22 protein-coding genes are annotated in these 24,756 nt (G+C 59.9%); 12 read left to right on the plus strand and 10 right to left on the minus strand.

What is annotated here, in order from left to right; translation table 11 throughout:
• Nucleotides 1-118 precede the first annotated feature (118 nt).
• Both AC07XF_RS10165 and AC07XF_RS10170 read right to left on the minus strand, forming a co-directional pair.
• Nucleotides 119-553: a YqaA family protein gene (locus AC07XF_RS10165; protein WP_495026360.1), complete on the minus strand. Its 435-nt coding sequence runs from the start codon at nucleotides 551-553 to the stop codon at nucleotides 119-121.
• Nucleotides 553-999, minus strand: coding sequence for a DUF411 domain-containing protein (locus tag AC07XF_RS10170; RefSeq protein WP_495026361.1), 447 nt, complete (start codon nucleotides 997-999; stop codon nucleotides 553-555). Before AC07XF_RS10170 ends, AC07XF_RS10165 begins: the two co-directional genes overlap by 1 nt.
• Nucleotides 1,000-1,383: 384 nt before the next feature.
• On the opposite strand from AC07XF_RS10170, the gene AC07XF_RS10175 reads away from it, so the two are divergent.
• Nucleotides 1,384-1,914, plus strand: a complete 531-nt coding sequence (locus AC07XF_RS10175) for a hypothetical protein (RefSeq protein WP_495026362.1) — start codon at nucleotides 1,384-1,386, stop codon at nucleotides 1,912-1,914.
• 47 nt (nucleotides 1,915-1,961) lie between these two features.
• Here the strand turns inward: AC07XF_RS10175 and AC07XF_RS10180 are convergent, their stop codons facing one another.
• A complete protein-coding gene (locus tag AC07XF_RS10180) occupies nucleotides 1,962-2,957 on the minus strand; it encodes an aldo/keto reductase (protein ID WP_495026363.1) in 996 nt (331 codons plus the stop codon).
• A gap of 117 nt (nucleotides 2,958-3,074) precedes the next feature.
• Between AC07XF_RS10180 and AC07XF_RS10185 the strand changes: the two genes are divergently transcribed.
• Nucleotides 3,075-4,001, plus strand: coding sequence for a LysR family transcriptional regulator (locus tag AC07XF_RS10185; RefSeq protein ID WP_495026364.1), 927 nt, complete (start codon nucleotides 3,075-3,077; stop codon nucleotides 3,999-4,001).
• Nucleotides 4,002-4,008: 7 nt separating this feature from the next.
• Here AC07XF_RS10185 and AC07XF_RS10190 read toward each other — a convergent pair whose 3' ends face one another.
• Nucleotides 4,009-4,146, minus strand: coding sequence for a hypothetical protein (locus AC07XF_RS10190; RefSeq protein ID WP_007983577.1), 138 nt, complete (start codon nucleotides 4,144-4,146; stop codon nucleotides 4,009-4,011).
• 156 nt (nucleotides 4,147-4,302) lie between these two features.
• Between AC07XF_RS10190 and AC07XF_RS10195 the strand changes: the two genes are divergently transcribed.
• Nucleotides 4,303-4,491, plus strand: a complete 189-nt coding sequence (locus tag AC07XF_RS10195) for a hypothetical protein (protein ID WP_007983579.1) — start codon at nucleotides 4,303-4,305, stop codon at nucleotides 4,489-4,491.
• 8 nt (nucleotides 4,492-4,499) lie between these two features.
• Here the strand turns inward: AC07XF_RS10195 and AC07XF_RS10200 are convergent, their stop codons facing one another.
• Nucleotides 4,500-4,871, minus strand: coding sequence for a fe2+ zn2+ uptake regulation protein (locus tag AC07XF_RS10200; RefSeq protein WP_495026365.1), 372 nt, complete (start codon nucleotides 4,869-4,871; stop codon nucleotides 4,500-4,502).
• 248 nt (nucleotides 4,872-5,119) lie between these two features.
• On the opposite strand from AC07XF_RS10200, the gene pvdQ reads away from it, so the two are divergent.
• The gene (gene pvdQ / locus AC07XF_RS10205) at nucleotides 5,120-7,477 is read left to right on the plus strand and encodes a bifunctional acylase PvdQ (RefSeq protein ID WP_495026366.1); all 2,358 of its coding nucleotides are present in this window, start codon (nucleotides 5,120-5,122) and stop codon (nucleotides 7,475-7,477) included.
• A 57-nt stretch (nucleotides 7,478-7,534) separates the two neighbouring features.
• Here pvdQ and AC07XF_RS10210 read toward each other — a convergent pair whose 3' ends face one another.
• Nucleotides 7,535-8,536 carry a FecR family protein gene (locus tag AC07XF_RS10210; RefSeq protein ID WP_495026367.1) on the minus strand — a complete coding sequence of 334 codons (1,002 nt, stop codon included), beginning with the start codon at nucleotides 8,534-8,536 and terminating at the stop codon, nucleotides 7,535-7,537.
• A gap of 215 nt (nucleotides 8,537-8,751) precedes the next feature.
• Nucleotides 8,752-13,593, minus strand: coding sequence for a dermonecrotic toxin domain-containing protein (locus tag AC07XF_RS10215; protein WP_495026368.1), 4,842 nt, complete (start codon nucleotides 13,591-13,593; stop codon nucleotides 8,752-8,754).
• A gap of 234 nt (nucleotides 13,594-13,827) precedes the next feature.
• On the opposite strand from AC07XF_RS10215, the gene AC07XF_RS10220 reads away from it, so the two are divergent.
• Entirely contained in the window at nucleotides 13,828-14,868 is a 1,041-nt protein-coding gene (locus AC07XF_RS10220; RefSeq protein WP_495026369.1) for an Ldh family oxidoreductase, read from the plus strand.
• Nucleotides 14,869-14,995: 127 nt separating this feature from the next.
• Here the strand turns inward: AC07XF_RS10220 and AC07XF_RS10225 are convergent, their stop codons facing one another.
• The gene (locus AC07XF_RS10225) at nucleotides 14,996-15,301 is read right to left on the minus strand and encodes an ElaB/YgaM/YqjD family protein (RefSeq protein WP_495026370.1); all 306 of its coding nucleotides are present in this window, start codon (nucleotides 15,299-15,301) and stop codon (nucleotides 14,996-14,998) included.
• 164 nt (nucleotides 15,302-15,465) lie between these two features.
• On the opposite strand from AC07XF_RS10225, the gene AC07XF_RS10230 reads away from it, so the two are divergent.
• On the plus strand, nucleotides 15,466-15,717 hold the full coding sequence (locus AC07XF_RS10230; protein ID WP_204928763.1) for a hypothetical protein: 252 nt from the start codon (nucleotides 15,466-15,468) through the stop codon (nucleotides 15,715-15,717).
• On the opposite strand, the gene AC07XF_RS10235 is transcribed toward AC07XF_RS10230, so the two are convergent.
• Complete coding sequence (locus tag AC07XF_RS10235; protein WP_495026371.1) at nucleotides 15,692-16,645, minus strand: LysR family transcriptional regulator; 954 nt, start codon at nucleotides 16,643-16,645, stop codon at nucleotides 15,692-15,694. The genes AC07XF_RS10230 and AC07XF_RS10235 overlap by 26 nt on opposite strands.
• 84 nt (nucleotides 16,646-16,729) lie before the next feature.
• Between AC07XF_RS10235 and AC07XF_RS10240 the strand changes: the two genes are divergently transcribed.
• From AC07XF_RS10240 to AC07XF_RS10265, 6 genes are all read left to right on the plus strand, one after another.
• Nucleotides 16,730-17,653: a carbon-nitrogen hydrolase family protein gene (locus AC07XF_RS10240; RefSeq protein WP_495026372.1), complete on the plus strand. Its 924-nt coding sequence runs from the start codon at nucleotides 16,730-16,732 to the stop codon at nucleotides 17,651-17,653.
• 134 nt (nucleotides 17,654-17,787) lie between these two features.
• Nucleotides 17,788-19,452, plus strand: coding sequence for an AMP-binding protein (locus AC07XF_RS10245; RefSeq protein ID WP_495026373.1), 1,665 nt, complete (start codon nucleotides 17,788-17,790; stop codon nucleotides 19,450-19,452).
• 16 nt (nucleotides 19,453-19,468) lie between these two features.
• Entirely contained in the window at nucleotides 19,469-20,230 is a 762-nt protein-coding gene (locus AC07XF_RS10250; RefSeq protein ID WP_495026374.1) for an SDR family NAD(P)-dependent oxidoreductase, read from the plus strand.
• A gap of 12 nt (nucleotides 20,231-20,242) precedes the next feature.
• The gene (locus tag AC07XF_RS10255; protein WP_495026375.1) at nucleotides 20,243-21,436 is read left to right on the plus strand and encodes an acetyl-CoA C-acyltransferase; all 1,194 of its coding nucleotides are present in this window, start codon (nucleotides 20,243-20,245) and stop codon (nucleotides 21,434-21,436) included.
• Between the two features lie 141 nt (nucleotides 21,437-21,577).
• Nucleotides 21,578-22,705, plus strand: a complete 1,128-nt coding sequence (locus AC07XF_RS10260; protein ID WP_495026376.1) for an acyl-CoA dehydrogenase — start codon at nucleotides 21,578-21,580, stop codon at nucleotides 22,703-22,705.
• 28 nt (nucleotides 22,706-22,733) lie between these two features.
• Nucleotides 22,734-23,507 carry an enoyl-CoA hydratase gene (locus AC07XF_RS10265; protein WP_495026452.1) on the plus strand — a complete coding sequence of 258 codons (774 nt, stop codon included), beginning with the start codon at nucleotides 22,734-22,736 and terminating at the stop codon, nucleotides 23,505-23,507.
• Between the two features lie 97 nt (nucleotides 23,508-23,604).
• Here AC07XF_RS10265 and AC07XF_RS10270 read toward each other — a convergent pair whose 3' ends face one another.
• The gene (locus AC07XF_RS10270; protein WP_495026377.1) at nucleotides 23,605-24,756 is read right to left on the minus strand and encodes an acyl-CoA dehydrogenase family protein; all 1,152 of its coding nucleotides are present in this window, start codon (nucleotides 24,754-24,756) and stop codon (nucleotides 23,605-23,607) included.

The raw sequence follows: 24,756 nt of genomic DNA on the forward strand, positions 1-24,756 counted from the left end.
GACGTAGCGCAATGACTGATTTTACGACTGCTTCGCAGCCGAACGCAGCCTCGCGGGCTCGGCAGCTGCTACAAAGGGTGTCGCGGCTGGAATTGCTTAACTGACTGCCCTCGATGGTTTAACTCATCCAGCCCAGTGTCGCCACGGCCAGCACCGCGTAGCGGGCGCCTTTGGCCAGGGTGACGATCAGCAGGAAGCGACCCAGCGGCTCACGCATGACACCGGCGACCAGCGTCAGCGGATCGCCGATCACCGGTAGCCAACTGAGCAGCAAAGACCAATGGCCAAAGCGTTGGTAATGAAGCCGGGCTTTTTCCAGATGTCGGGGGCTCACCGGAAACCAGCGCCGGTCGCGGAACCGCTCGATCCCGCGCCCCAGCCACCAGTTAAGCAGCGAACCCAGAACGTTGCCGAGTGTCGCCACCGCCAGCAGCGCCCACAGCCAGTACCGGTCGCTGAGCAGCAGTCCCACCAGCACCGCTTCGGATTGCAATGGCAGCAGCGTGGCGGCACCGAATGCAGCGAAAAACAGCCCGAAATACGCGCCGGACATCAATGGGCGGGATAGTCCGCGACCACCACGTCAGTGCCGTCTTTTTTCAGGCCGATGACCTGATATGCATCGCTCATGCCGTCCATTTCCATGCCGGGCGAACCCATGGGCATGCCGGGCGCAGCGACGCCCAGCAGATCGTCGCGCTTGCTCAAGGCCAGGACCTGGTCGGCCGGGACATGACCTTCGACGAATTTGCCATTGATCAACGCGGTGTGGCACGACGCCAGGCGCGGTGGCACGCCGTGCTGCTGCTTGAACTCACTCATGTTGGCTTCGACGTGGTCTTCGACCTTGAAGCCATTGGTCTCCAGATGAGTGATCCATTTTTTGCAGCAACCACAATTGGCGTCGCGATGAACCTCGATCGGGATGAGGTCGGCGGCCTGGGCCAGGGAGGAAATGAACAGGGCGCTCAGGGCGATCAGGCGCAGAGGGGTTCGCATGGGATTCGTCTCGGCTAACGGGCAAAAAAACGCATTCTGACCATTTTTTCCGGTCAGGCATTTAAGGAGTGTTTCGAAGTACTACTAAGATCGGCTGTTCGATGATGGTAGATCAGTGCTGTCAGGCAGATGAGGGGGATATTACAAAATCGTCAGGTTGAATGCCCGGAGTCGGTATCGGTATCGATACAAACCAGCTGATTGTCATGTAAGAAAAGCCTGTAAGACCATTCGTTAAAGTGTCATGGCCCAATAAGCAAGGCACTTTGCGGTGTGTGGCTGAAATGTACAAAATTTGTAAAAGAACTCAATAAACGTTAGGCGGCTCCCATGCTCCCGTTGATACTCGCGACCACTTAGCTTGGTCAAACAAGGAGTTTTTTCATGACTATCGGTTATACCGGCGCATGGACCCCGAAGGCGGGACTATTGGTTCGAGACACCAACAGCAGATCGAAGCCTGTTGCCCAGAATGACAAGGTCAGGCAGATGCTTGACCTGGTGGGCAGCAATCCGGTTGCGCTGGATACTGCCAAGATGGACAAGATGGAAATGCGCAAGCAGATGAAGGGGTTTGATCCCACTGATATTTCCGTCAAGTCCTTGGGCACTCTCAGTGTCTTTCTGAAAGAACGTGGCCTGATCAGTGATGTAACGGCAGTAACGCTGAGCAATGCCGGCGACAAGTTCGATCGGTTTGGCATCAAGGACCCTGACGCGAAGTTCAATGCGCTGGAATATTTCGCGATTCAACTGGACAACATCCAGAGCAACAACTTGAAGGGTAACAAGTACGCCAACTACTTGATTCCCGAGTTCAAAAAAGCGATCTACGTGCTGCAGAACCTGGAAACCTACGGTAAAAGCAACGGCCCGATGGAGAGGCCAGGCACGGGGCTGTCGGCCAAGGCCTGACGCGGTGTTGCCCGGCCCGCCCGGTTCATCGAACGGGCCGGCGACCCTTAGCGGTCGAGCAGTTTCATGACTTCCTCCGGATAACGCAGGCCAGCGGTGGCATTCGGCGCAAAGACCGACTCCAGCGCCTGCAGTTCATCAGCGTTCAGTCTCACCTGCAGAGCGGCCACGTTTTCTTCCAGGTATTTACGTTGCTTGGTGCCTGGAATCGGAATCAGGTAGTCACCCTGGGCCAGTACCCACGCCAGCGCCAGTTGGCCGGCCGTCACGCCTTTTTCTGCCGCCAGTGCCTGTACTTGCTGTACCAGCAGCAGGTTTTTCGCGAAGTTTTCGCCCTGGAAGCGCGGGCTGAAGCGACGGTAATCGTCCGCCGCAAAATCATCCGGACTTTTCAATGCTCCGGTCAGAAACCCTCGACCCAAAGGGCTGTAAGGCACAAAGGCGACGCCCAGGCGCTGGCAGGCAGCCAGGCAACCGTTTTCTTCCTGATCACGACTCCACAACGAATACTCACTTTGCAACGCGCTGATCGGATGAACCTTGTGCGCGCGTTCCAGCGTCGCTACCGAGGCTTCGCTCAATCCCAGGTAACGGACCTTGCCGGCACTGACCAGTTCGGCCATGGCGCCGACGGTTTCTTCGATGGCCACTTGCGGGTCGATACGGTGCTGGTAATACAGGTCCAGGGTGTCCACGCCGAGGCGTTTCAAGCTGCCGTCGATGGACTGGCGAATGTATTCCGGCCGACCGTTGACGCCCCGGGCGCCGGGGTTGGCCGGGTCGCGGACGATGCCGAATTTGCTGGCCAGAAACACCTGGTCGCGCTTGCCGGCAATGGCCTTGCCGATCAGTTCTTCATTGCTGTGCGGGCCGTACATATCGGCGGTATCGAGCAGGTTGACGCCCAACTCCAGGGCGCGATGCAAGGTGGCCGTGGCTTCGCGGGTATCCGTGCCGGTGGTGTAGAAATCGGTCATGCCCATGCAGCCCAAGCCGATGGCCGACACCTGCGGACCGTTTTTTCCCAATTGACGTGTGTGCATGAAATCAGCTCCCTGTGAAGTGAGTCGCCATTGTTCTCCTCGACAGAAACAAGATAAACCGGCTAAAACAGCTATCACTATTCGTTAAATCTAAACAATCAGTCGGTGGAGCCAGCAATGGACCGTTTCAACGCCATGCGCGTCTTTACCCGGATCGTCGAGCTCGGTGGCTTTGCCAGGGCTGCCGACAGCCTGCAATTGCCCCGGGCTTCGGTGACCATTCTGATCAAGCAACTGGAGGCGCATCTGGGGGTGCAACTGCTGCAACGCACCACGCGGCAGATCAGCCTGACGCTCGACGGTGCGGCTTATTACCCGCGTTGCGTGCAATTGCTGGCGGATCTGGAAGAAACCGAGGCGGTGTTCAGCGCAGCCCGCAACAATCCCAAGGGCTTGTTGCGCGTGGACATGCCGGCGGGAGTGGGGCGATTGGTCGTGATTCCGGCACTGCCGCAGTTTTCGGCCCGCTATCCGTTGATCGAGCTGGAAATCGGCTTGAATGACCGGCCGGTCGACCTGATTCGCGAAGGTGTCGATTGTGTGTTGCGCGGTGGCGAGCCGCTGGACGATTCGCTGGTGGCGCGGCCGCTGGTGATGATGGATCAGGTGACCTGTGCCAGTCCCGACTATCTGCAGCGGCATGGAACGCCAACGACCCTGGATGACCTGCGCGGGCATCAGGTGGTCGAGTATTTCTCCAGCAGCAGCGCAAAGCGTTATGGGTTGGAGTTTGTCGTGGATGGTCAGGTGCGCCCGGTCGACCTGCCCAAGCAGGTGGCGGTCAACAGTGCCGATGGCTATCTGGCGGCGTGCGAGGCGGGATATGGTCTGGTGCAGTCGCCGTACTATCACGTCGCCCGGCAACTGGAGGAGGGGCGTCTGTGTGAAGTGCTGAGGGAGGTGCCGCCACCGGGTATGCCGATGACGGCGCTTTATCCGCCGCACCGCCAGTTATCCCGGCGGGTGCGTGTGTTTGTCGATTGGCTGGTGGAGTTGTGTGCCCAGCCTGGCAATGACTTTTACAGAAAGGATTCAGGACGTTGAGCAGCTATCAACGATGTTGGTAGTAACCCGGTCCGCCATGGTTGCCATAGTGATCGTGATGCCAGCCCCCGTGGGGGAAAACAATGCAACCGCTCAGGGTCAGGATGGCAAGCAGGGGAATCAGCAGTGTGATTCGACGCAACATTTGAAAGTCCTCATGGTTATCGCCGCAATGAAGCTAAAACTCTTCATCGGCTGTAACATGAGACCCCGCTTGTAGCGGCTTATCCCAAAAACAGGGTAAGCGCTTGGCATGCGTACCGATACAAACCGGATACATTTTCAGATTCAGGAACCCGCAATGACACAGTCGCAACGTTTGAAATACTCGATTCTGATCTCCCTGGTGGTGCTGGGGATCATGTTTGGCCTTTCCTGGTTGCAGAACACCGGCGTCATCAGCGAAAAAATGTTCCAGTACATCGCTATCGGCGTGGCGGTGATTGTGGTGGTCGTCAATGGCGTGATGCGGCGCAAGGTCAAGCCCTGATCATTCGATCATTGGTTGCGCAGGATGGCGGCAGCCTGAGGATGCAGGCTGTAGCTTTTGTCGGGGTTGAGGACAATCACGCCTTCGCTGCACAAGCGCTTTAGCACTTCACGCACGCTGAGAAAGGACAGGGGAACATCCAGGTCCAGCAATTGGCTGTGGACGCCACGCACACCCAGGCTGCGGTCGCTTTCGGCGGCCGTCAGCAGGGCATCGATGACTTTCAGGCGGATCAGGCTGGTTCGCAGGCCAAAGCTTTTGAGCAGAATTCTGATCCGCTCGTTGCCGTGGCGATCGGTACGTGGCTCGAATACGTCGATTCCCATGGAAGTACCCTTTGGCGCATTGCTACCGTCCGTTGGCAGTTGCGAGTTGTACATTGCGAAACTCCTTTTCAGAGCCTGATCAGGAAAAGTGGGTGCTCTTACGTGACTAGACGTATGAGCAGCACAAATCATGAAGGCTCAAATGTAGAAAATTTGTCGCCGTCGTGTGATCAACCCGTGAGTCCTTGCACAGTCGTGCAGTAAAACCCTAAATTTTTGTGGTGAGCTTCGTCCCTTCAGGGAGGCACAGCGCGCGCAGGTATGCGCGCCTGTGGCCATCGTTTTTTCGATCAGGAGCGAGCGTGATTATTTCCAGCCAGTTAACCAGGTTGAGCCTGGCGGGTGTGACTCTGGGGCTGAGCCTGGGGCTGAGCCTTGCGGCGAGCGCGAGTGGTTCGCCCGCGCAAACGAGCGCCGACATCCGCCGAACCAGTTTCGGCGTGCCACACATCCGTGCCGACAACGAACGCGGGCTTGGCTACGGCATCGGTTATGCCTACGCACAGGACAACCTGTGCCTGCTGGCCAACGAAATCACGACGGTGAACGGCGAACGTTCGCGGTATTTCGCAGCGGATCAGTTCACCGTTGAAGCGCGTGAGAATCTGGTCAGCGATGTGTTTTTCAGCTGGTTGAACACCCCGCAGTCGGTTGCCGGTTTCTGGCAGGCCCAGACCCCGCAAGTGCGTGAGTTGGTTGAAGGCTATGTGGCGGGATATAACCGCTTCTTGAGCGAACGTCGCGCCCAGGGTTTGCCGCAGCAGTGCCAGGGCGATTGGGTGCGGGACATCACAGCAATGGATCTGGTCAAGCTGACCCGGCGGCTGTTGGTCGAAGGTGGCGTCGGCCAGTTTGCCGAAGCCCTGGCCGGTGCCACGCCACCCCAAGCCGTGGCCCGGGCGTCAGGTGCGCAGGCAGCGTTCCAGGTGGCCACCACGCGAATGCAGCGGTTTGCCCTGGAGCGGGGCAGCAACGCCATCGCGGTCGGTAGCGAGCGTTCTTTTAACGGACGCGGCATGTTGCTGGCCAATCCGCACTTTCCGTGGGTGGGCGGCATGCGGTTTTATCAGATGCACCTGAGCATTCCCGGCAAACTGGATGTGATGGGCGCGGCGTTGCCCGGCCTGCCGATGATCAACATCGGCTTCAATCAACATCTGGCCTGGACCCACACCGTGGACTCGTCCAGACATTTCACGCTGTATCGCCTGCAACTCGATCCCAAGGATTCGACCCGCTATCTGCTCGACGGCCAGTCCTTGCCGATGGACAAGCAGACTGTGACCGTCAACGTCAGGCAGGCGGACGGGCAGATCCAGGCGATTTCCCATGTGGTCTACAGCTCGAAATTCGGTCCGGTGGTGCAATGGCCGGGAAAACTGGATTGGGATCATCAGTACGCCTTTAGCCTGCGTGACGCCAATCTGGATAACGACCGCGTCCTGCAACAGTGGTACGCGATGAACCGCGCTGAAAACCTCAAGGACTTCCAGGCTTCGGTGCACACGATCCAGGGCATTCCGTGGGTCAACACGCTGGCGGCGGACGACCAGGGGCAGACGCTGTACATGAACCTCTCGGTGGTGCCCAACGTCAGCGTCGACAAGCTGGCGCAATGCAGCGACCCGCGAATGGGTTTGCAGATGATCATTCTCGACGGCTCCAACAGCGCCTGTGCCTGGGATATCGACCTGCAGTCGCCACAACAGGGCATCTATGCGTCCGACAAGTTGCCGCAATTGCTGCGCAAGGATTTTGTCCAGCACTCCAACGATTCGGCATGGATGGCCAACCCGGCGCAACCGCTGACCGGTTTTTCGCCGCTGATCAGTCAGGACAACCAGCCATTGGGGCTGCGTTCGCGTTATGCCCTGGACCGGCTGGGTACGCTGACCAGGGCCGGCACCATCGGGGCGACGGATCTGCAACAGATGGTGATGGACGACCAGGTGTATCTGGCGCCTCAAGTGATGACGGACCTGCTGCAATTCTGCGCGGCGGATCTCGGTGTCGATGCAAAAAACCTCACGCCAGTGTGCGCCAGCCTCAAGGCGTGGGACCGCAAGGCCAACCTCGACAGCGGCCTGGGCTTTGTGCACTTCCAGAATGTCATGGAGGCGTTGGAGTCCGTGCCGGACCTGTGGCGTGTCGCCTTCGATCCGCAGGATCCGCAACATACCCCGCGTGGACTCGCAGTCGATCACCCGGAGGTGGCAAAAGCACTGCGGGCCGCGATGCTGGCATCGGTTGAGCAAGTCAACGCTTCGGGACTGAAACCCGGCAGCCGTTGGGGTGATATCCAGGTGGTCAGCAGCGGCGGACAACAGACGCCGATCCACGGCGGGCCGGGCACGCTGGGGATCTATAACGCCATCCAGAGCGTGCCGCGCAGCGATGGCAAGCGCGAAGTGGTCAGCGGCACGAGTTACCTGCAAGTGGTGACCTTTGACGAAAACGGACCGCAGGCCAAAGGGCTTCTGGCGTTCTCATTGTCCAGTGACCCGGCCTCGAAATTTTCACGGGATCAGACGCAGGCCTTTTCGAAAAAACAATGGAGCGTGCTGCCCTTCACCGAGCAACAGATCCTGTCCGACCCGAACTATCAGGTGCAGACGATCCGCCAGCAGGATGCAAAGGCTGCCGAGGTGACTGCGCAGTAAGGTAGTTGAGTTTTGCATGAGCGCTGAAGGTCGCCTCCCGAAAGGGTGGCGGCCTTTTCAGCCTTTCGGGGATTTTTGCGGAATCGCGTTGACCACCAGATTGCCGTTCTGATTGCGGGTCAGGTAGACCGGCAGGACCCGCGGCAGGGACTTCACCAGGCCGTTGATCTCTTTGATGTTGTAGATACCGCCGATGTGGATCGAGCCGGTGCTGTTGTCAGCGACCATCAACGGTTTATCCAGGTAGCGATTGATCAGCGGCAGCGCATCGTTCAGTGCCAGATCGTCGAGCACCAGTTTGCCCTGGCGCCAGGCCAGCGAACTGTCATTGTCATAGGTCTGGCTGATGCGGGGGATGAAGTCGCCGTGGCGATAACTGGCCTGCATTGCCGGGTCAAGGCGCAAACCGTCGCCGGGCAGGTCGTCGTTGCTGCTGACCAGTACCGAACCCTCGATCAGGTTGACTTTGACCTGGTCTTCGTACATCCACACATTGAATTGGGTCCCGGTCACCCGAATCCGGCCTTCGGCGGCCTTGACCACAAACGGGTGACGGGTGTCATGGCTGACACTGAAGAAGGCTTCGCCTTTTTTCAGCGTGACTTGCCGCTGATCCTTGAAGTTGCTGTATGTCAACTCGCTGCCCAGGTTCAGTTCCACCTGGCTGCCGTCGTTCAACGTGACGGTTCGAACATTGTCGGTCGCTTCGAAATGCTGGTAAGCGTTCGGTACCCAGCCCAGGTGCCAGCCGCCATAACCGGCCAAAGGCAATGCCAGGGCACACACCGCCGCTGCAATACCCAGGCGCCGCCACGGGTTTTCGGGTTGGGGGCGAACCAGCGGCACGACTGGCTCGGGACGGGGCAAGTCGCCGGCGACATCCCAGATCTCCAGCATCGCCTCGTACTCGAAGGCGTGGAGCGGATGCGCATCACGCCATTGCTCGAACGCCTGGCGCTCTTGCTCGGTGCAGTCACTGGCGTGCAGACGCATGCACCAATGCGCAGCGGCATCGGTGACGGCGTCGTATTCGGCTTCCGAGAGCGTGTGGTCGGTCATTGGCTCATCCTGATTTCGTGCATTCTAACCTTGGGGGAAGTCTGCGAGAACATCAGTCATGGCATTTAACTATCAATGTGCAGTTCTTTTTCAACGCCTCGCCTCTGGAACACTGGTTGCCGGGTAGCAGTATCCACAGGGCGCGTGAAAAAAAGATCAAAATACGCACCGCTGTGCCGCGCAGATCCGGGGACCTGCGCGGTGTTACGTCGGGATCAGGTTTCAGGGGGCGAAGTGACGGGCACCGGGTCCAGTTGCCGGCCCATTTCGCAGATCAGAAACGCGATCGAGTCGGCATTGTGCAAAATGACATCGGTTCTGAAGTTCGGATTTTGCACGTTTAAAAAAGCTTCCCGTGCCTTATCCATGGTCTTGCTGCCCGTTAGTTTCAGGATGGCCTTGCCGACGTGATAAGAACCCGGAATCGAATCCAGGCTGATCCACGATTGCAGCCCACTGTTCCAGCGTGCGAACAGTTCCTCCTGCGGCGTTTCCATCGACAAGGCTTCTCGCTGGAAGTCCAGCTGGGACTGTTTCATGGCAGCGCCATAGGCGGTGATCGGCGCGACCAGATCGCTGAACGGGCGCCTGGCCTCAAGGGAGGCGATGTCCACGGCCTCGGAAAACAAATGGGCGAATTCGTGTATCAGCGTGGCGGCCTGACTGTGGCCGTCGACGTTGAAGGGCCGGGTTAAACAGGATTTGTACCAGTCGAGTTGCTGATCGAAGAATCTTTCCGTGAAGTGCACATTGCGCTGTTGATCCTTGTCCAGGACAAACGCGATGAGATTGTCATTCGGGTTCCGGCTAGAGCCCACGATAAAGCGTTGCGAGCTCATCCAGTCTTCATCGGGATCGACCAGCGCGTTGCAGATGGGAACGATGGCTTTCTTGATTTTTTCGATCAGCGCCAGGTTGACCTGGCTCACGCCAAAGAAACCCTTGAGGAACGTATCCAGTCGTGTACCCGGGAGAAGTTTGCGTAGCTGCACCATGTTGTGGAGGCTGTTGAACGCGTAATAGCGAGCCATGTCGATGGCCTGCACGATCATCCGGGCTTTTTCAGGATGTTTTGCGCGGATTTCTTCCATCCCCCGGGCCTCAATGTTCAGCACATCCCGGGCAATTTGGGCGTAGGCAAACTGATTGTGCATTTTCGAGAGGGCTTTGCCGAAGTGGACGGTGTGGGTATCCGGGTCGATCAGCAGTTGCTTGTCAGATGCTGCGCGTAACACGGGGCCTTCTTCCTCACCCTTGACCATTCGCCAAACCGCCCCGGTCTTGTTCACGCCGTACACTTTGCCGGCAATGGCGGCGAAAGTTTTCCGGCTGGTCGCTTCGAGGTAGGTGCCATCAGTGCGGCTTTTCGTCAGGCCCTTCAGTTCAATCGTGGTTTCGAATGGTTGCAGCCGCGTACGCAGCGCGGCGGTCGACCGGACCTGCGACCAGGGTTGCGCAATCACAGGGGCGGCAACCGGTTGAGCAACCGCCTCGCCGGTTGCCTGGGCGGTGTCGGCCCATCCATCAAGCGATAACCGGCCCAATGACACGAGTTGCGCGGCACCGGCAATAAACTCGCGCAATGCCGCCCCCCAGTGATGATCCTGCAGGCCTTCGGCCGAATTTCGGGCGTCCTTGAAGGCCTGCCAAAGAAATTGCCCATACGCGAGTTTGCCCGGCAGCAGGGCCGAAATGCGCTCAATGTCCGAGCTGAACAGGTGTTTGACCGGCTCCCAGTCCGCCTGACCGGTAGCGTGTGACTGGCTGCCGAGTAACCGCGCCAGCAGTTGGGTGTTGTCATGGAAAAAGCGGGTGAGCAGGTTGCCGTCGATGGGGTTGGACGCGAGGGTGATTTCGCTCGACTGGCCGACGGTGGACTCGAACAGGTTGCGAAACACCGTTTGCTCACTGTCCGGCAGGCGATGAATCAACATGTCCTGCAATGGCCCCGGCGTGTTGAGCGCCGCGACAACGCTGGCCTCATTGTCGAACTCGACAAACGGTGAGCCGCCGGGGTGGTAAGGGGCGTAGAGGATTTGCGGGCCTGTCTTGCCACTGCCGGGGCCAATCAGGTACAGCCCCAGTGCCTTGACGGCAGCGGCACCGGAGGTCTTGATCAGTTCCAGTGGCCGGGCAATCGCGTGTGCATCCTGCACGGCCGCCCGAGCGATGGCGTCCGGCATGTCCAGCACTTGTCGAAGCAAATCGAAAGCTCCGTCGGACAGCCGTTGCTGCAGCTTCAGTTGGTGGGCGTGTTGCAGCAGTTGCCAGGGCAGTTGCTTGACGAAACGCAACATTCGGCTTTCGCCGCCAGCCGCTTGATTCGACAAGCTGTCCGTGACCTGTTTGGCGTAGTTCCGCGCAATGCCCAGTGACAGTAACAGTTGACGGACCGCCGCCTGGTCCAACCCCGAGGGCAGGGCTTGAGGGGTTGCCGAGCTGACGTTGAACCCGGTGCCTTGCGCAATGTTGTCATGGTTCAGGGCGAACTCAGTGAGGCTCAGGGCGGGGCCAGCCAGGGTCAGGTCGGGGGTGATTTCGATGTCGTCGGGGTCCAGTGCTTTTGCGGGGAAGCGGCTGCCGAGCAACGACGTCAGCGTTTCATGCACATACGATTTAAGGGGTTTGATCCCGTGCAAGTAGTCTTTGTCCTCATCAACGTTGTTGCGGTATTGCTCCAGCAGTTCAAGGTGTAGTCGCTGGTCTTCCAGCGGTGCCATGCCAAGCCAGGCGGGCAGGGTCTGCTGCCGGCTGATCGCCCGGGAAATCGAGATGGCCCTTTGCAGGTTGGTATTGAACGGCATTGTGGTCAGGGCTTTCAGGGCCTTTTTCTGCTTCGTGTCGTTCAGTTCGAAGGTGCGCACGTGTTCGCAGTGAGCCAGGAAATGCTCGATGGACGATTGCGCGACTTGCTCCAATACAGACCCTTCAATCAGCCGCAGCGGACCCAGTGAGTAGCGTGGGTGAAAGATGCGCTGGGCCGGGGTGAGGTTTTCCAGCAGCGCCAGGCGATGTCGTGGGTCGAGCAGACGGCGGTTCAGTTCCAGCCGTGCACGAGTGATGGTGTCAAACACTTCCAGGCCCTCGGCGGGTGTCCACAGGATCGTCCGGCCGGAATGCGAGGGGTCGAGCCCGCCACGCTCGGTCAAGAGCAGGCAATGGGCCAGGGGCAGGACATCCCTCTGGCCGGAGCACTCCAGGGTTAATGAGTAGGCGTCGGGCCGGAAACCCTTGAGTGACTGACGATTTTGCCGGCTGCCCTGATCCGGGTTGAAAACCGTTTCGACAATGGCCCGGTCCGCGTCCCGCAATGTCGCGCCGAGCCCGCGAACACTGGCTTCGCCACGTATGCCGACGGAAAGCGCATGGGCCAGGCGGGGTTTCATGTTTTCCAGATAGATCCGCTGCAAGGCAAGAGAGGCGAGCGGTTGTGCTGCAAAGTCTGCGTTGATCAGTGTTTCGATATCGCTGAAGGTCTTGACGAAAGCTGCCGCCGTATCGGCCAGCACCATGGAAGGATGCTGATTGCCGGACAATACTGGCCGGGTGCTCCAGCGTCCGTCGGTATCCTGTGTCAGCAAGCGTTCGCCGATCATCGTGCGGATATCCATCGCCTTGTCGAACAGGGCGTGGATGTCCACGGCGCCGTCGCTGTGACGGAACACCTGCAGGGCATATTCAATGTTCTGCAGTTGCTTGGTGACGATCGCGTTGAAGAGCTTGTGGAATATCGCACCGGAAATCACTTCCCCGGTCACAGTCGGTCGATCAAAACCGATGAAGCGTTGGCGTTCGTCCAGGCTCAGCAGGCCATAAAGCTCATCCTCGTGACCGGCCGCGCTGAACTTGGCGAGCAAGGTATCGCGCAAGTCCTGATAGTCCATGAGTACCTGCAGGCCTTCGGTGGGTGTGTAGAGAAACGCATGGCTGGCGCTGATCATCAGGGAGCCGGCCAACTCGACATAGTTGGCCTGGTATTCCCACAGACGCACGGTTTCGACCGTCATTGATCGGTTCGTCCGGCTGGTCGGCGAGATCAACGCGTGCAAGTCCTGGCTTTGCTCCGGGCTGATGATTCCGGCTTCGCGCTTGAGTAGCAGTTGCAGCCGCACCTGATCGGCGATGGCGCGGCTGAAGAGCTCGCGACGTGATGCACCATTGGCACTCGCCGCCTCCCAGAAACCTTCGAGCTTCCCGACCAATAAACTGATCAGTGTGCGCGAGAGCGTCGTGACCGCGGCTTCCCAGCGTGGCTGGTCGGCGTTGGCCGGGGACTTTTTCGGATGGGAAAATTCATGGGACTGTCCGGACGGCCAACGCTGATGGCGATAGTGAAGGAGTACGGCGTCACTCAGGGACAACGAGTTGACCCAGCGCCGCGTCGGACGGCTTTCATCATCGTCCTCTTGCGTTGTTGCCAGATTTGCCAGATAGAAATTCACCCGGGTCTGGCGCTGATCCAGACCGGGGAAAGACGAAGCCAGATGTTCACCGAGCCATGCATCGAGCAGCGACTTCAGGGACGGTAGTGCTTTGAGTTCGTCGAGCAGGGCCTGGTCGTCGATCTGCTGTTGGGTGGAGAGGGTGTTGCGCTGATCCTCGAACACGTCACCGTCGATGGTCAGAAAGTCCAGCTCGATGTCGGCGGCGTCCACCACGGCCTTGCGCAAAGACAACGCCATGAAGGCCAGCAGATCGTCTTCTTCGCTGGCCGCCTTGAGTCGGGTCAAAAGGTGTCGGGTCAGGGCCGAACGGTCAGCGAACTTTTTTATTCCCGTGTAGGGAGTGTAGAGAATCAGGCCGTTGTCATCGGGCGTCGCGGTCAGCAAAAAACTGCCGGCCAGCACCACAGGTTGCAGTTTCGGGATCTTCAGCAGGATTTTTTTCGCGAGCATGGGCGGCGTCTGCCGATCGCGCAGTGCCTGGCTGGCCAGTTCGATATGGCTGAGCCATTCGAAGTCCTTTTGCGTCAGTCCGTGGGTTTTGCCCAGTTCTCTCCATAGGCCGCGCAACGTCAGCGCCTCAGGAAAAAACAGCGGAGTTACAGGTGTAGACATCGTCGAGTCTCGTTCAAGGTGCCTGGCAAAGACACCTGTGGATTGAGCATCGAGACTAAAAGCCGGCCGGACGACGCAGGTGGTAAATAGATAACGCACGGGACGTGCGCATTCGTGATACGGATAAACGTCACTGGCCCTTAGCGAAAGGTTGACAGGTCACTCGCCGCGAGTTGTTAATCGGCGGGTCTTTGTACGCTGTTGTTCCCTCCAATAATTAGTCTGGAGCTTCAGATGTCTGCGCCACACGATCACGCGTCTACTGCGGTCTCGTCACACCTGTCACTCGAAGCGCTGAGCGCTTTGCTAGAAAAAATTTTTCTGCGTCACGGCACATCGGCCGACGTTGCCCGGGTGCTGGCGCAAAACTGCGCCGGTGCCGAGCGAGACGGCGCGCACAGTCACGGGGTATTCCGGATTCCGGGTTATGTTTCGACGCTGCAAAGCGGCTGGGTCAATGGCCAGGCCGTTCCGGTGGTCGAAGATGTGGCCTCAGGGTTTGTGCGGGTCGATGCCGGTAACGGTTTTGCGCAACCGGCCCTGGCAGCGGCACGTGAACTACTGGTGCAGAAAGCCCGAAGCGCCGGCATTGCCGTGCTGGCGATCCGTAACTCGCACCATTTCGCTGCCTTGTGGCCCGACGTCGAACCCTTCGCTTATGAAGGCCTTGTGGCGTTGAGCGTGGTCAACAGCATGACCTGCGTAGTGCCCCACGGCGCCGACCGGCCGCTGTTCGGTACCAACCCGATTGCCTTTGCTGCCCCGCGGGCTGATGGTGAGCCGATTGTCTTCGACCTGGCGACCAGTGCCATTGCCCATGGCGATGTGCAAATTGCCGCCCGCCAGGGTGAACGCTTGCCGGCAGGGATGGGCGTGGACAGCCTCGGCCAGCCGACAACGGACCCGAAAGCGATTCTTGAGGGCGGAGCGTTGCTGCCTTTTGGCGGGCACAAAGGCTCGGCATTGTCGATGATGGTCGAGTTGCTCGCAGCAGCACTGACCGGCGGCAATTTTTCCTTCGAATTCGACTGGAAGAACCATCCTGGCGCCAAGACGCCGTGGACGGGTCAATTGCTCATCGTGATCGATCCGAGCAAAGCGGCAGGGCAAAGTTTTGCCGAACGCAGCCAGGAGCTGGTGCGGCAAATGCACGGTGTCGGCTTGAAGCGTTTGCCGGGTGACCGGCGTCACCATCAGCGCGCCAGGTCGCAGGCCAACGGCATTGAGCTGGATGCCCAGACGCTGGCGAACCTGCGGGAGTTGGCGGGGGACTGACACTGTATAGAACCTGTAGGAGCTGGCTTGCCGGCGAAAGCGGTGTGCCAGCAACGTGGATACCGGCTGATAGGACGCCTTCGCTGGCAAGCCAGCTCCTACAGTAGGGTTCAGTGTTTACCAGTGTTTAGCGACGCCCCAGCAGCAACCCCACCACCAGACCGAACCCGGCGGAAATCGCCACGGTTTGCCATGGATGCCCGCCAATGTAGGTTTCAGTGGCCTCGACTGCGGGCAGGGTGCGGTCGCGTACGCTGGTCACCGAATCCCTGGCCTGCTGGAGTTTCAGGGCGATTTGTCCGCGAAGGGTCTCCGCTTCTTCCCCGACCAGCGAGGCACTGCTTTTCAGCAGCTTTTCCGACTCTTCGATCAGCGATTTCAGTTCGCTGAACGCTTGATCCTTGATTTGATCTTCGGCGGTGTTGCGGGCCATTGAAGTACTCCTTGCAGGTAAGTGGACAGTGAATGATGGAGTCTGCCGTCGTCAGAAAAGTTGCAGCTATTTTGTCCGGGAAGGCCATCTTGCTGAAAAACCGGCGCAGGACATTTCGTCCTACAGTGTAAGATGTCGCCAATTTTACGCAGCAGGAAATTCCCATGAGCTTCAATCTGGCCGACAAATCCCTTGCCGAGCGCGCTGCGCTTGAAGACGAGAAATCCCGTCTGTTCGAACTCTGGCAAAACAACCTGGGCAAAGCCAAGGGCGAGGCCGCGCGGTTGTTCGGCGAACGGGCCAAACGCAAAGGCAAGTGGGCTGAATGGGTGCGCGCCGAGCTGGACGGCATGTCGCCCCCGGAATTCGCCAACATGGTGCGCAGTGAAGTCAATCGCCTGATGGCAGCCAAGTAGGAGCAGCTGGCGGCAGCCCCTGCGCGAAACACGCGACAATCGCCTCGCGCACTTTCAACACCACCGGGTCGAGCGGGTTGCTGGTGCGCCAGCCCAACTCGATCGGGTAGCGCGGCAACGCCAAGGGGCAGGGCAGCAGTGCCAGCCCACTGAGCGCCGCGATGCTTCGGGCGGCATGGGCCGGAATGGTCGCCACGGCCGGACTGCCCTTGAGCAAATGGGGCAACGCGGCAAAATGCGTGGTCGAAGCGCACACCCGCCGACTCAACCCCAGCGCCGCCAGCCCCTCGTCGGTAATCCCGATAAAACCGCCGGACGACACCAGTATGTGTTCGCGGACCACAAACTCCTCAAGACTGATGCTCTGCTGGCCCTCGACCAGGGTCGAAGGGTCCACCAGGCATAAATAGTCACCTTCTCCCAGTACCAGGCGACTGAGCAGCCGCTCGGCAAACCCGCCCGCGGTAATCGCCAGGTCGATGCTGCGTTCCATCAGCGCCTGAGCCACGATCTGGCTGTGGGTCTGGCGGAAAATCAGCCGCAGTTTCGGCGCGCAGCGGGCGATTTCTTCGATCAGCCGCCGGCCGTAGGCTATTTCGAAATCATCCGACATTCCCACCGTCACCGAGCGTCCTTCGTACTGCCGCGCGGCCGGATCGACCATCGCCAGGCTCTGCCGGCATTTGTTCAAGGCATCGCTGACCACCGGCTTGAGCTGATTGGCCTTGAGTGAGGGGGCCAGGCCTCGTCCGGTGCGCACGAACAACTGATCGCCATACACCTCGCGCAGCCGGCGCAAGGCTGCGCTGACCGCCGATTGGGTCACACCCAGACGCAATGCGGCACGGCTGGCGCTGGACTCTTCGTGCAGCGCTTCAAAGACTTTGAGCAGGTTGAGGTCGATGTCGGTGATATTCATTTGGCTCATATCATTCAGCAGTGAATCGGTCTTTATTGATGATTGCGTGGCGCCGGAGAATGAGCAACACCTGATGCGAATGGAGTCTGTGCAATGCCCAAATCAATCGTTGCTGCACTGCAGATCGGCGCCTTGCCCGGTGGCAAGGCTGAAACCCTGGAACAGATCCTGTCTTATGAAAACGCGATCATCGAATCCGGCGCCGCGTTGGTGGTGATGCCGGAAGCGCTGCTGGGTGGTTATCCCAAAGGCGAGGGCTTTGGCACGCAGCTTGGTTATCGGCTGCCGGAAGGGCGCGAAGCCTTTGCGCGCTATTTTGCCAATGCCATCGACGTCCCCGGCGCGGAAACCGAGGCGTTGGCGGCGCTATCTGCGCGCACCGGGGCCAATCTGGTGATCGGCGTGATCGAGCGGGCAGGCAGCACCTTGTACTGCACCGCGTTGTACTTTGATCCGCAATTCGGGCTGGTGGCCAAACACCGCAAGCTGATGCCCACTGGCACCGAGCGGCTGATCTGGGGCAAGGGCGATGGTTCGACGCTGCCCGTGATCGACAGCCAGGTCGGGCGCATCGGCGCAGTGGTGTGTTGGGAAAACATGATGCCGCTGCTGCGCACCGCAATGTACGCCAAAGGCGTGGAGGTGTGGTGCGCGCCGACCGTGGACGAGCGGGAAATGTGGCAAGTCAGCATGCGCCACATTGCCCATGAGGGGCGCTGCTTCGTGGTCAGCGCGTGTCAGGTCCAGGCATCGCCGCAGGCCTTTGGCCTGGACATTGCCAACTGGCCGGCGGATCGGCCGTTGATTGCTGGCGGCAGCGTGATTGTTGGTCCCATGGGTGACATTCTCGCCGGACCGTTGCGCGACAGCGCTGGCTTGCTTACTGCGTCAATCGACACTGACGACCTGGTGCGCGCCCGCTACGACTATGACGTGGTCGGTCACTACGCTCGCCCGGATGTGTTCGAGCTGACCGTGGACGAGCGCGCTAAACCGGGGGTGCGCTTCACTTCCTGATGCCTGAGGGCTTTGGCCAAAGCAGTCAGACAACTTGATAACTTTGACCATTGCCCGCCACCCCAAGCAGAGCGAGTATTTCCCTGTTGTTTACGGTTCCCCCAACCTAACAAAAACACAGAGGGATTCTGGCAATGCGCGATTACTTGTCTGCTACTTCTCAGTTCAATTATCAGCACACCGTCGATGCCGCACTCGCAGGCGATTTGACGGCCCTCAATGCCTGTGTCGAATGTTGTGACCGGCATGCCTTGCCGGGTCGCATCGCGCTGTTCTGGGAAGGCCGTGACGGCGCCAGTGCGACCTACACCTTCACGGATTTGCAGGACAAGGCCGCGCGTTTCGCCAATTTCCTGCTGGCCCAAGGCGTGAAGAAGGGCGACAAGGTCGCCGGCCTGTTGCCACGCAACATCGAATTGTTGATCACCGTGTTCGCCACCTGGCGCATCGGCGCGGTGTATCAACCGCTATTCACCGCATTCGGCCCCAAAGCCATCGAGCACCGCCTGAGCTGCTCGGGTGCCAAAGTAGTGGTCACCGATGCGGTGAACCGGCCGAAACTCGCTGAAGTCGCCGATTGCCCGACCACCGTTACCGTCACTGGTCCCAAAGGGCAGGGCCTCGTTCGTGGCGATTTCAGTTTCTGGGCCGAACTGGCCAATTTTTCCGCCGACTGCGAGCCAGTGCTGCTGACCGGCGAAGATCCGTTCCTGTTGATGTTCACCTCGGGCACCACCGGCCCGTCGAAAGCCCTGTCGGTGCCGCTCAAGGCCATCGTTGCGTTCCAGAGCTACACCCGCGACGCGGTGGATCTGCGCCCGGAAGACGCGTTCTGGAACGTCGCCGATCCGGGTTGGGCCTACGGCATCTATTTCGGTGTCACGGGGCCGATGTCCATGGGCCATCCGATCACCTTTTACGACGGCCCGTTCACCCTCGAAAGCACCTGCCGGGTGATCAACAAGTACGGGATTACCAACCTCACCGGTTCGCCGACGGCCTACCGTTTGTTGATTGCCGGTGGTGATGAATTCGCCAAATCCATCAAGGGCAAGTTGCGTATTGTCAGCAGCGCCGGCGAGCCGCTGAACCCGGAAGTGATCCGCTGGTTTGCCGACAACCTCGGCGTGGTCATTCACGACCATTACGGGCAGACCGAACTGGGCATGGTGCTGTGCAACCACCACGGCCTGGAACACCCGATCCACATGGGCGCCGCCGGTTTTGCCTCGCCGGGCCACCGCATCGTGGTGCTGGATGACGACTATAAGGAGCTCGATGTCGGCCAGCCCGGCATCCTGGCCATTGACCGCAGCCAATCGCCGATGTGCTGGTTCGCCGGGTACGAAGGCGGGCCGACCAAGGCTTTCGTCGGCAACTACTACCTGAGTGGCGACACCGTCGAGTGGAACCCGGACGGCAGCATCAGCTTCGTCGGTCGCAGTGATGACGTGATCACCACTTCAGGCTATCGGGTCGGTCCGTTCGACGTGGAAAGTGCGTTGATCGAACACCCGGCCGTGGTCGAGGCCGCCGTGGTCGGCAAGCCCGATCCCGAGCGCACCGAACTGGTCAAGGCCTTCGTCGTGCTCAGCCCGCAATACCGCGCGGAACCTGCGTTGGCCGAAGAGCTGCGTCAGCATGTGCGCAAACGACTGGCGGCGCACTCGTACCCCCGTGAAATCGAATTTGTCAGCGAATTGCCGAAAACCCCAAGCGGCAAATTGCAGCGCTTTATCTTGCGCAACCAGGAAATCGCCAAGGCTCAAGAGGCTGCGGCGAAGAATATTCCAGCTTGAATCCAGGGAAACAATGATGCAGATCGAGAACAAGATTTTTATCGTCACTGGCGGCGCTTCCGGCCTCGGTGCCGCCACCGCCGAGGTGCTGGTCGCCGCTGGCGCGAAAGTCATGCTGGTGGACATGAACGCCGAGGCCGTTGCGGCCCAGGCCCAGCGCCTTGGCGCGCAAAGCGTGGTGGCGGATATCAGCAACGAAGCGGCGGCCGAAGCGGCCGTTCAGGCGACGGTCAAGGCCTTCGGCGGCCTCAACGGTCTGGTCAACTGCGCCGGTATCGTGCGTGGCGAGAAGATTCTCGGCAAGAACGGTCCACACGCGCTGGCCAGTTTCAGCCAGGTGATCAACGTCAACCTGATTGGCAGCTTCAACATGCTGCGCCTTGCGGCAGCGGCGATTGCGGAAACCGAAGCGGATGCCGACGGCGAGCGCGGTGTGATCATCAACACCGCGTCTGCTGCGGCTTACGACGGCCAGATTGGACAGGCGGCTTACTCGGCGTCCAAAGGCGCGATTGTCAGCCTGACCTTGCCCGCTGCCCGCGAACTGGCACGCTTTGGCATCCGTGTCATGACGATCGCCCCCGGCATCTTTGAGACACCGATGATGGCGGGCATGACCCAGGAAGTCCGCGATTCCCTGGCGGCGGGTGTGCCATTTCCGCCGCGTCTGGGCAAACCAAGCGAGTACGCCGGGCTGGTCAGGCATATTATTGAAAACAGCATGCTCAATGGCGAGGTGATCCGTCTCGACGGTGCCTTGCGCATGGCCGCCAAGTAAGGAGGATTTGTCATGACTATGTCCAACGATCCAATCGTTATCGTCAGCGCCGTCCGTACCCCGATGGGCGGTTTCCAGGGCGATCTGAAAAGCCTGACCGCGCCGCAACTCGGTGCTGCTGCCATCAAGGCCGCGGTTGAACGCGCCGGCGTCGCCAGTGATAGCGTCGATGAAGTGTTGTTTGGTTGTGTACTGCCGGCTGGCCTTGGCCAGGCCCCGGCGCGTCAAGCGGCGCTGGGTGCCGGGCTGGATAAATCGACCCGCTGCACCACCCTGAACAAGATGTGCGGTTCCGGCATGGAAGCGACGATTCTGGCCCACGACATGTTGTTGGCTGGCAGTGCCGACGTTGTGGTCGCCGGTGGCATGGAAAGCATGTCCAACGCACCGTACCTGCTGGACCGCGCCCGTGCCGGCTACCGCATGGGCCATGGCAAGGTGCAGGACTCGATGTTCCTTGACGGCCTCGAAGACGCCTACGACAAGGGTCGCCTGATGGGCACCTTCGCCGAAGACTGCGCCGAAACCAACGGCTTCAGCCGTGAAGCCCAGGACGCCTTCGCCATCGCCTCGACCACTCGCGCGCAACAGGCGATCAAGGACGGCAGCTTCAAGGACGAAATCGTCCCGCTGACCGTGACGGTCGGCAAAGAGCAGGTTGTGATCAGCAATGACGAACAGCCGCCAAAAGCCAAACTGGACAAGATCACTTCGCTGAAGCCGGCGTTCCGCGAGGGTGGCACCGTGACGGCGGCCAACTCCAGTTCGATCTCCGACGGTGCGGCGGCACTGGTGCTGATGCGCCAGTCGCAAGCGCAGAAACAAGGCCTGAAACCGTTGGCGGTGATTCATGGTCACGCGGCGTTCGCCGACACCCCGGGCCTGTTCCCGGTGGCGCCGATTGGCGCAATCAGGAAATTGATGAAGAAAACCGGCTGGTCGCTCAATGACGTCGATCTGGTGGAAGTCAACGAAGCCTTCGCCGTGGTCGGCATGGCCGCGATGACTCATCTGGAAATTCCCCACGAGAAACTCAACGTGCACGGCGGTGCTTGCGCCCTCGGTCACCCCATTGGGGCGTCCGGCGCGCGGATTCTCGTCACCTTGCTCTCGGCCCTGCGCCAGAAAGGCTTGAAGCGTGGTGTTGCGGCGATTTGCATCGGCGGCGGTGAAGCGACGGCCATGGCCGTGGAATGCCTGTACTGAAACTGACGCCAATCCCATGCGGGAGCGGGCTTGCTCGCGAAGAGGCCGTGTCAGTCGACATCTTTGTTGAATGACACACCGCTTTCGCGAGCAAGCCCGCTCCCACAGGGACTCGCACTTAGCTTGATTCAAGGATTCACCATGATCCCCAATGACGAACAACAACAGATTCGCGATGTAGCCCGGGACTTTGCCCAGGAACGGCTGAAACCGTTCGCCGCCGAATGGGATCGCGAGCACCGCTTTCCTAAAGAAGCCATCGGCGAAATGGCCGGACTGGGTTTCTTCGGCATGCTGGTGCCGGAGCAGTGGGGCGGATGCGACACCGGTTACCTGGCCTACGCCATGGCGCTGGAAGAAATTGCCGCCGGCGATGGCGCCTGCTCGACCATCATGAGCGTGCACAACTCCGTGGGTTGTGTGCCGATCCTCAAATACGGCAACGACGATCAGAAAGAACGCTTCCTCAAGCCACTGGCCAGCGGCGCGATGCTCGGCGCCTTCGCACTGACCGAACCCCAGGCCGGTTCCGACGCCAGCGGCCTGAAAACCCGTGCCCGTCTGGAAGGCGATCACTACGTACTCAACGGCTGCAAGCAGTTCATCACCTCCGGGCAGAATGCCGGTGTGGTGATTGTGTTTGCGGTGACCGATCCGAACGCCGGCAAGCGTGGCATCAGCGCCTTTATCGTGCCGACTGATTCGCCGGGCTACACCGTTGCGCGAGTCGAGGACAAGCTCGGCCAGCATGCGTCCGACACCTGCCAGATCCTCTTCGAAGACGTGAAAGTCCCGGTGGTCAATCGTTTGGGCGAGGAGGGCGAAGGCTACAGAATTGCCCTGGCCAACCTTGAAGGCGGCCGCGTTGGCATCGCTTCGCAATCGGTGGGCATGGCCCGTGCCGCGTTTGAAGCGGCTCGCGACTATGCCCGTGAGCGCGAGAGCTTCGGCAAGCCGATCATCGAGCATCAGGCCGTGGCCTTCCGCCTGGCGGACATGGCCACCCAGATCGCCGTGGCGCGACAAATGGTGCACTACGCGGCGGCGCTGCGTGACAGCGGCAAACCGGCCCTGGTCGAAGCGTCGATGGCCAAGTTGTTCGCCTCGGAAATGGCCGAGAAGGTATGCTCCTCGGCGCTGCAAACCCTTGGCGGCTACGGTTACCTCAACGACTTCCCGCTGGAGCGGATCTACCGCGACGTGCGGGTCTGCCAGATCTACGAAGGCACCAGCGATATTCAGCGCATGGTCATTTCGCGCAATCTATAAGAAGGAGTCCCCTGTGAGCGACAAACAGCTGAGCTACGAAACGATTTTGTTGGAAATCCACGGCCGCGTGGGCCTGATCACCCTCAACCGTCCGCAAGCGCTGAACGCACTGAACGCGCAGATCGTCAGCGAATTGAACCATGCCCTCGATGGCCTGGAAGCCGATTCGAACATCGGCTGCATCGTCCTGACCGGGTCGAAAAAAGCTTTCGCCGCCGGTGCCGACATCAAGGAAATGGCGGAGCTGACCTATCCGCAGATTTATATCGACGACCTGTTCAGCGACAGCGACCGCGTGGCCAACCGTCGCAAGCCGATCATCGCGGCGGTCAACGGTTTTGCTTTGGGTGGCGGCTGTGAGCTGGCGCTGATGTGCGACTTCATTCTGGCCGGCGACAACGCCAAATTCGGCCAGCCGGAAATCAACCTCGGCGTGTTGCCGGGCATGGGCGGCACCCAGCGCCTGACCCGTGCGGTGGGCAAGGCCAAGGCCATGGAAATGTGCTTGAGCGGGCGTTTGATCGATGCCATGGAAGCGGAGCGTTGCGGCATCGTGGCGCGTATCGTGCCGAGCGACGAGCTGCTGGATGAAGCGCTGAAAGTCGCGGCGTTGATCGCCAAAAAATCGTTGCCGATTGCAATGATGGTCAAGGAAAGCGTCAACCGTGCCTTCGAAGTGAGCCTGGCTGAAGGCGTGCGCTTTGAGCGTCGGGTGTTCCATGCGGCGTTTGCGACGCAGGATCAGAAGGAAGGGATGGCGGCGTTCATTGCCAAGCGTGAGGCTGAATTCGTCGGGAAGTAAGACGGCGCTTTCATTGACGCTTTCGCTGGCAAGCCAGCTCCTACAAGAATTTGCATTTTCCTGTAGGAGCTGGCTTGCCAGCGAAGCTTTTTAACGATCACACCAAGTAATTTTTCAATTCCCGGGCAATCACCATTCGCTGAATCTCGCTCGAGCCTTCGTAGATCTGCGTGATCCGCGCATCCCGGTAATACTTCTCCACCGGATAATCTTCCAGATAGCCATAGCCGCCATGAATCTGAATCGCGGACGAACAGACCTTTTCCGCCATTTCCGAAGCAAACAGCTTGGCTTGTGATGCCTCCGACAGACAAGGCTTGCCGGCCGTGCGCAGGCGCGCGGCGTGCAGGATCAGCAACCGCGCTGCGTTCAGTTGCATGTGCATGTCGGCCAGCAGGTTGGCGATGCTCTGGTGTTCATTGATCGTTTTGCCAAACTGCACACGATCACGGGAGTAGGCCAGCGCCGCTTCAAACGCAGCGCGGGCGATGCCCAGCGCCTGGGCGGCGATGCCGATGCGGCCGCCTTCGAGGTTGGACAGGGCGATGGCCAGGCCTTTGCCGCGCTCGCCGAGCAGATTGGTTTCAGGGATGGTGCAGTTGTTCAGGGTGACCGCGCAGGTGTCGGAGGCGCGGATACCCATCTTGTGCTCGGTGCGATCAACGATAAAACCTGCAGTGTCGGTCGGAACCAGGAACGCCGAGATGCCACGCTTGCCCAGGTCCGGATCGGTCACCGCAAATACAATCGCCAGCTTGGCGCGCTTGCCGTTGCTGACGAATTGCTTGGCGCCATTGATCACCCACTGGCCGTCGCGCAGTTCGGCGCGGGTGCGCAGGTTGTGGGCCTCGGAACCGGCCTGGGGTTCGGTCAGGCAGAAGCAGCCGATGGCCTGGCCGCTGGCCAGGTCAGCCAGCCAGGTCTGTTTCTGTTCTTCGCTGCCGTAGTTGAGCACCGGCCCGCAGCCCACGGAGTTGTGGATGCTCATGAAGGCGCCGGTCGCACCGTCGCCGGCGGAAATCTCTTCTACCGCCAGGGCGTAGGCCACGTAGTCGACGTAGGTGCCGCCCCATTCCTCAGGCACCACCATGCCCAGCAAGCCCAGTTCGCCCATCTTCGCCACCAGGCTGTCGTCGATCCAGCCGGCCTTTTCCCAGGCCTGGGCATGGGGCGCGATTTCGCCGCGGGCAAAATCCCGGGCCATGTCGCGGATCATGACTTGCTCTTCGCTCAATTCGATATCGTGCAT

This window comes from Pseudomonas sp. GW821-FHT01C01, assembly GCF_059422645.1.

Excerpts from the sequence above, each read along its gene's own strand:
- AC07XF_RS10180 (WP_495026363.1), bottom strand. The coding sequence starts at position 2,957 with ATGCACACACGTCAATTGGGAAAAAACGGTCCGCAGGTGTCGGCCATC.
- AC07XF_RS10250 (WP_495026374.1), top strand. The coding sequence starts at position 19,469 with ATGCAGATCGAGAACAAGATTTTTATCGTCACTGGCGGCGCTTCCGGC.
- AC07XF_RS10195 (WP_007983579.1), top strand. The coding sequence starts at position 4,303 with ATGACACAGTCGCAACGTTTGAAATACTCGATTCTGATCTCCCTGGTG.
- AC07XF_RS10255 (WP_495026375.1), top strand. The coding sequence starts at position 20,243 with ATGACTATGTCCAACGATCCAATCGTTATCGTCAGCGCCGTCCGTACC.
- AC07XF_RS10245 (WP_495026373.1), top strand. The coding sequence starts at position 17,788 with ATGCGCGATTACTTGTCTGCTACTTCTCAGTTCAATTATCAGCACACC.
- AC07XF_RS10170 (WP_495026361.1), bottom strand. The coding sequence starts at position 999 with ATGCGAACCCCTCTGCGCCTGATCGCCCTGAGCGCCCTGTTCATTTCC.
- AC07XF_RS10200 (WP_495026365.1), bottom strand. The coding sequence starts at position 4,871 with ATGTACAACTCGCAACTGCCAACGGACGGTAGCAATGCGCCAAAGGGT.
- AC07XF_RS10190 (WP_007983577.1), bottom strand. The coding sequence starts at position 4,146 with ATGTTGCGTCGAATCACACTGCTGATTCCCCTGCTTGCCATCCTGACC.
- AC07XF_RS10235 (WP_495026371.1), bottom strand. The coding sequence starts at position 16,645 with ATGAGCCAAATGAATATCACCGACATCGACCTCAACCTGCTCAAAGTC.
- AC07XF_RS10210 (WP_495026367.1), bottom strand. The coding sequence starts at position 8,536 with ATGACCGACCACACGCTCTCGGAAGCCGAATACGACGCCGTCACCGAT.
- AC07XF_RS10175 (WP_495026362.1), top strand. The coding sequence starts at position 1,384 with ATGACTATCGGTTATACCGGCGCATGGACCCCGAAGGCGGGACTATTG.
- AC07XF_RS10165 (WP_495026360.1), bottom strand. The coding sequence starts at position 553 with ATGTCCGGCGCGTATTTCGGGCTGTTTTTCGCTGCATTCGGTGCCGCC.
- AC07XF_RS10230 (WP_204928763.1), top strand. The coding sequence starts at position 15,466 with ATGAGCTTCAATCTGGCCGACAAATCCCTTGCCGAGCGCGCTGCGCTT.
- AC07XF_RS10240 (WP_495026372.1), top strand. The coding sequence starts at position 16,730 with ATGCCCAAATCAATCGTTGCTGCACTGCAGATCGGCGCCTTGCCCGGT.
- AC07XF_RS10270 (WP_495026377.1), bottom strand. The coding sequence starts at position 24,756 with ATGCACGATATCGAATTGAGCGAAGAGCAAGTCATGATCCGCGACATG.
- AC07XF_RS10225 (WP_495026370.1), bottom strand. The coding sequence starts at position 15,301 with ATGGCCCGCAACACCGCCGAAGATCAAATCAAGGATCAAGCGTTCAGC.
- AC07XF_RS10260 (WP_495026376.1), top strand. The coding sequence starts at position 21,578 with ATGATCCCCAATGACGAACAACAACAGATTCGCGATGTAGCCCGGGAC.
- AC07XF_RS10215 (WP_495026368.1), bottom strand. The coding sequence starts at position 13,593 with ATGTCTACACCTGTAACTCCGCTGTTTTTTCCTGAGGCGCTGACGTTG.
- AC07XF_RS10185 (WP_495026364.1), top strand. The coding sequence starts at position 3,075 with ATGGACCGTTTCAACGCCATGCGCGTCTTTACCCGGATCGTCGAGCTC.
- AC07XF_RS10220 (WP_495026369.1), top strand. The coding sequence starts at position 13,828 with ATGTCTGCGCCACACGATCACGCGTCTACTGCGGTCTCGTCACACCTG.